General features: G+C 52.7%; 5 protein-coding genes. 1 reads left to right on the forward strand and 4 read right to left on the reverse strand.

Going from position 1 to position 4,316, the window contains the following annotated elements; genetic code table 11:
• Positions 1-1,819, forward strand: a 1,819-nt coding sequence (cysC, locus tag ACOYNV_RS26000) for an adenylyl-sulfate kinase (RefSeq protein WP_422902719.1), incomplete at its 5' end; no start/stop codon positions are given.
• Between the two features lie 190 nt (positions 1,820-2,009).
• Here the strand turns inward: cysC and ACOYNV_RS26005 are convergent.
• The 4 genes from ACOYNV_RS26005 to ACOYNV_RS26020 all read right to left on the reverse strand — a co-directional run bounded on the left by ACOYNV_RS26005 (position 2,010) and on the right by ACOYNV_RS26020 (position 4,022).
• Positions 2,010-2,261, reverse strand: coding sequence for a Txe/YoeB family addiction module toxin (locus ACOYNV_RS26005; protein ID WP_422902720.1), 252 nt, complete (start codon positions 2,259-2,261; stop codon positions 2,010-2,012).
• Positions 2,254-2,511, reverse strand: coding sequence for a type II toxin-antitoxin system prevent-host-death family antitoxin (locus ACOYNV_RS26010; RefSeq protein WP_422902721.1), 258 nt, complete (start codon positions 2,509-2,511; stop codon positions 2,254-2,256). Before ACOYNV_RS26010 ends, ACOYNV_RS26005 begins: the two co-directional genes overlap by 8 nt.
• Positions 2,512-3,192: 681 nt before the next feature.
• The gene (locus ACOYNV_RS26015) at positions 3,193-3,660 is read right to left on the reverse strand and encodes an NAD-dependent epimerase/dehydratase family protein (protein WP_422902722.1); all 468 of its coding nucleotides are present in this window, start codon (positions 3,658-3,660) and stop codon (positions 3,193-3,195) included.
• A complete protein-coding gene (locus ACOYNV_RS26020) occupies positions 3,657-4,022 on the reverse strand; it encodes a glycosyltransferase (RefSeq protein ID WP_422902723.1) in 366 nt (121 codons plus the stop codon). Before ACOYNV_RS26020 ends, ACOYNV_RS26015 begins: the two co-directional genes overlap by 4 nt.
• Positions 4,023-4,316 lie beyond the last annotated feature (294 nt).

A 4,316-nucleotide genomic window follows, 5' to 3' on the forward strand; every position in this document is an offset into this window, starting at 1 on the left:
CCGCCTCCAAACCCTTGCGCCATCAGGGGGGCGCGGTTCGTGCGTCAGGGTTGTGATTGGCCGCTTGTTGTGGGAGTCGCAGCAACTGTTTGACGACCAACTGGCCGCCCTTCAGGTCGAATCAAAAAAATACGGCACGCAAGGCGACGACATGGATTTTGCCTTGCTGGTCGACGGTTTGGCCGCCGAGCGCGAGCAAGGTATTACCATTGATGTCGCGTACCGTTATTTCGCCACCAACCGACGCAAATTTATCGTTGCGGACACACCCGGCCACGAGCAATACACCCGCAACATGGTGACCGGTTCATCAACGGCCGATGTTGCCGTGTTATTGATTGATGCACGGCTGGGTGTTCTGACCCAAACGCGTCGACACGCTTACCTCGTCTCACTGATGGGTATTCGTCACGTCGCGCTAGTGATCAACAAGATGGATCTGGTCAGCTACGACGCCAGTGTTTTTACGCGCATCCGAGAAGAATTCGAGGGGTTTGCGCAAACGCTAGAATTTGAAAGCATCACCGCCATACCGCTGTCAGCCCTCAAGGGAGACAACATCACCCAGCGCTCAGCACAAACACCTTGGTATAGCGGCCCCACGTTGATGGGTTACCTGGAAACGATTGAGATCAAACCGTTGGTGATAGATAAACTGGTTTTCCCTGTGCAATGGGTCAATCGCCCGGACTCGTCCTTCAGAGGTTTTAGCGGAACCGTCGCGGAAGGCTCGGTCTGCATTGGTGATGAAATTCGCGTCACCGCTTCCGGACAGACCGCCAGGCTGGCTGAAATCGTCACGATGAATGGCGTGTTGCCAGAGGCCAAAGCAGGGGATGCCGTTACTTTGAGGCTCGACCGGGAAATCGACGCCTCACGGGGTGACGTTATTTCCCTGAGCCGGCAACCGCTCGAAATGACCGATCAGTTCGAAGCCACTATAGTCTGGATGAACGAAGAAGCGGGTTTGATCGGGCGTAGCTACGACATAAAATTGGCCACGCAATGGGCTACAGCGTCTATTACCACCATCAAGCACCGTGTTGACATCAACACGCTTGCGCATGATGCATGCAAAATGTTGTCGCTGAACGATATTTGCGTCTGCAATCTGGCGACCAGCAAGCCCTTGGGGTTCGCCAGCTATGCGCATTCAAAAGCGCTGGGGGGTTTTATCCTGGTTGATCGTTTCACCAACGCCACTGTTGCCGCAGGGATGATCAGCCATAGCCTGCGCCGCGCTCAGAATGTGCACAAACAGGCGCTGTCGATCACGCGACCGGATCGAGAAAGGATCAATGGCCACAAAGGCAAGGTCATCTGGTTCACCGGTCTCTCCGGTTCCGGCAAATCCACCATCGCCAACGCCCTTGAGGTTGAACTTCACGCTCAGGGACGACACACCTATATTCTGGATGGCGACAATATTCGCCAGGGCCTGAACCGGGATCTGGGGTTTACAGATGCCGACCGCGTGGAAAACATCCGGCGCATTGTCGAAGTTGCCAAACTGATGATGGATGCCGGGCTAATCGTCATGACAGCGTTCATATCACCATTTCGACAGGAGCGCGAAATGGCACGGGAACTGATTGGCGCAGAGAACTTTGTGGAAGTCTTCGTCGATACCCCGTTGGCGATTTGCGAGCAGCGCGACCCCAAGGGACTCTACAAGAAGGCACGCAGTGGGCAACTCCCCAATATGACCGGAATCAACAGCCCGTACGAGGCACCAATCAAACCAGACTTACTGCTACGAACAAACCTGGAAAATCCTGACCAATTGGTGCGCGAAATTCTCAAACACCTGACTTTTTGACGAACCTGATCGGCAAACCAAAACACCAGACTAGATTGTTGCGATCTATGGGTAAAATTGATATATCCAGAATGACATCCCGTAAATTACGGAATATGACTCGTAACTGCCGCCTTCGTTCACCTCTTTGCACACCGCAACCAACAGCGCTAGTCATGTGGCCAGCCCAGACTAGCGGTTTACCTATTTTTCAGTAGTGATCGCGACATTGCGCAATCAAAATTACATCATTCTCAATGGCGTACACCAAGCGATGGCTGTCATCAATACGGCGGGACCAAAAACCGGATAAATGGTGTTTGAGAGGTTCGGGCTTGCCAATGCCAGAAAACGGGCCACGCTCAATATCACGGATCAACTGATTGATGCGCTTGAGAATGATTCGGTTAGTCGCTTGCCAATAGAGATAGTCTTCCCATCCCTTGGAGGCGAACTTAATCATCGCCAGCCAGCACCCTGAATTCACCGTCGCCACTACGGAGTTCCTCCACCGCATCTATCAAGCGCTTTGCCCCTTTCGGATTGCGCAACAGATAGGCAGTTTCTTCCAAAGCATGATAATCGTCCAAAGACATGACAACAACGGGCTTCCCGCGCTGGCTGGTGACTACCACCGGCACACGGTCGTCATTAACCTGGCGCATCACATCGGCAAAGTGCTGGCGCGTATAGCTGTAAGTCAGGGCATCCATCGAGGTCTCCATTCAACAGGTTGTACATATCATAGCACAACAAGCGCTCGGCGGACTCAGCCACGCCTGACTTCACACTCCCGGGCGATAACCCAAAAACATGTTCGTGGTTAGTAGGTTATTTATTCGCCAGTCGTCGACCAGTCGAAAGGCGTTGCCAAGGAAGAAGGTGACAGCGCGCTGGTTTTAGAAAAACCTGCTCGTAGAGAACCTGCACACCAAGAGTATTTTCTTCGAGACATCGAACCTTTGGCGGGGTTTTACCGCTGCAACTGCAACTGAGTTTTTTAGGATAAAGAATCATCGCTAAAAGCCCCGTCGATAGGCGATCTACAACCATAAAGCCAGAAGAGTCAATGAATACGACATCCTTCAGGAACGTATGATGTAGATCGCCTATCCATGCGCCCCGCAGCCATTTTCTTAAGAACGGCTACCGAATAACTTCCCGATTTTATCTTCTCAGGGAGTTAGTAATTACTGATTTACCCTTTTAAATTAGCCTGAAGCCCGTAAGGTGAATAAGCGGAGCATACCCCAAGCGTATTTGCTGCGCGGCGCATCAACCAAGTCTCGGAGATACTATCGGTGGATGCGCTGCGCTAATCTGACCGAAGGAAATGCAGAGCCACCCTACAAATAAATTGGTATGCAGTCGTTAATGCGAATGCAACAGGCTCATCACGGCAAATCCTCTGCGTTCAACGCAAAACACCGGGGCTTGAAGCCCAAGTCACGCGCTGCTTCTGTATGCTCAAACACCAAATCCCGGTTCATGCGCTCGGCCATGGCCGCTGACCATTGCCGATAACGTGGCAAGCAGCGCAGCACAGTTACCGCCAGTCGAAACGCCCAAAGCGGCACGGTAGCCAAGCGCGGGGTGCGACCAAGAGCTGCAAACACACGGGCAACCATATCGCGATAAGCGAGCGTCTCGCCACCTGAGATGTTGTAAGCGCGGTTCGCCGCGCAGGGTGCCTGCAGAGCGGATACACAAACCGCCGCCACATCCTCGGCATGTATGGGCTGGCGCAAACCTTGTGCCTGGCCAAGCACAGGAAAGAAACCAAAACGACGAATGAAGCGTGCAATCTCGCTGATATTCTTATCCCGGCCCAAACCATAGATCAACGTCGGTCGCAAAATCACCCACTCGATTCCACAGCTACGGCCCGCCGCCCGCCGCCCTGCTCGGTGCCATCCTCATTGACCAGCAGACCACCCACCATGCCCACGCGATCGCCAGACTGCAAGCCATTCAACAGCGTGGCTAATGCCCCTGGCAGAAAATAACAATCAGGATTGAGAAACAGAAAAAACGGCGCAGAAGACGCCTGCATCCCGATATTGCATGCCGTCGCAAACCCCACATTGGCAGAATTACGAATAACGCGAATTTCCGGTGATTCGGGCAGACCATCCAGGCTCCCGTCCCTTGAAGCGTTATCGACCACGATAATTTCGACATCCTGCGGGCAAGCCAGCAAGGAATCGACACAAGCGCGTAACAGCGAGCCGGCAGTGGTGACGTATCACTCAGACATTATTCGCCAAAAGCATCTGCTCAAGCTATATCGGCCTCTGAAACGTAAATTTCTGGCAAGCATGGATCGGATTGTGGCTACATCGCCAAACTATCTGGCTACCAGCGAAGTTTTGGCTACGCTTTCAAGCAAAGTGACAGTAATTCCGATTGGTCTGGACAAGAATACTTATCCTCAGCCGACAGTGGATCGGCTCCAGTTTTGGAGTAAGGCGGCGTAAATAAATAAACGTATCATATGACGTGTTGAGGTGGTATTCTT

The sequence above is a fragment of the Propionivibrio sp. genome, assembly GCF_049316945.1.
In the GTDB taxonomy this organism is placed as follows: domain Bacteria; phylum Pseudomonadota; class Gammaproteobacteria; order Burkholderiales; family Rhodocyclaceae; genus Propionivibrio.

Excerpts from the sequence above, each read along its gene's own strand:
- ACOYNV_RS26005 (WP_422902720.1), bottom strand. The coding sequence starts at position 2,261 with ATGATTAAGTTCGCCTCCAAGGGATGGGAAGACTATCTCTATTGGCAA.
- ACOYNV_RS26010 (WP_422902721.1), bottom strand. The coding sequence starts at position 2,511 with ATGGATGCCCTGACTTACAGCTATACGCGCCAGCACTTTGCCGATGTG.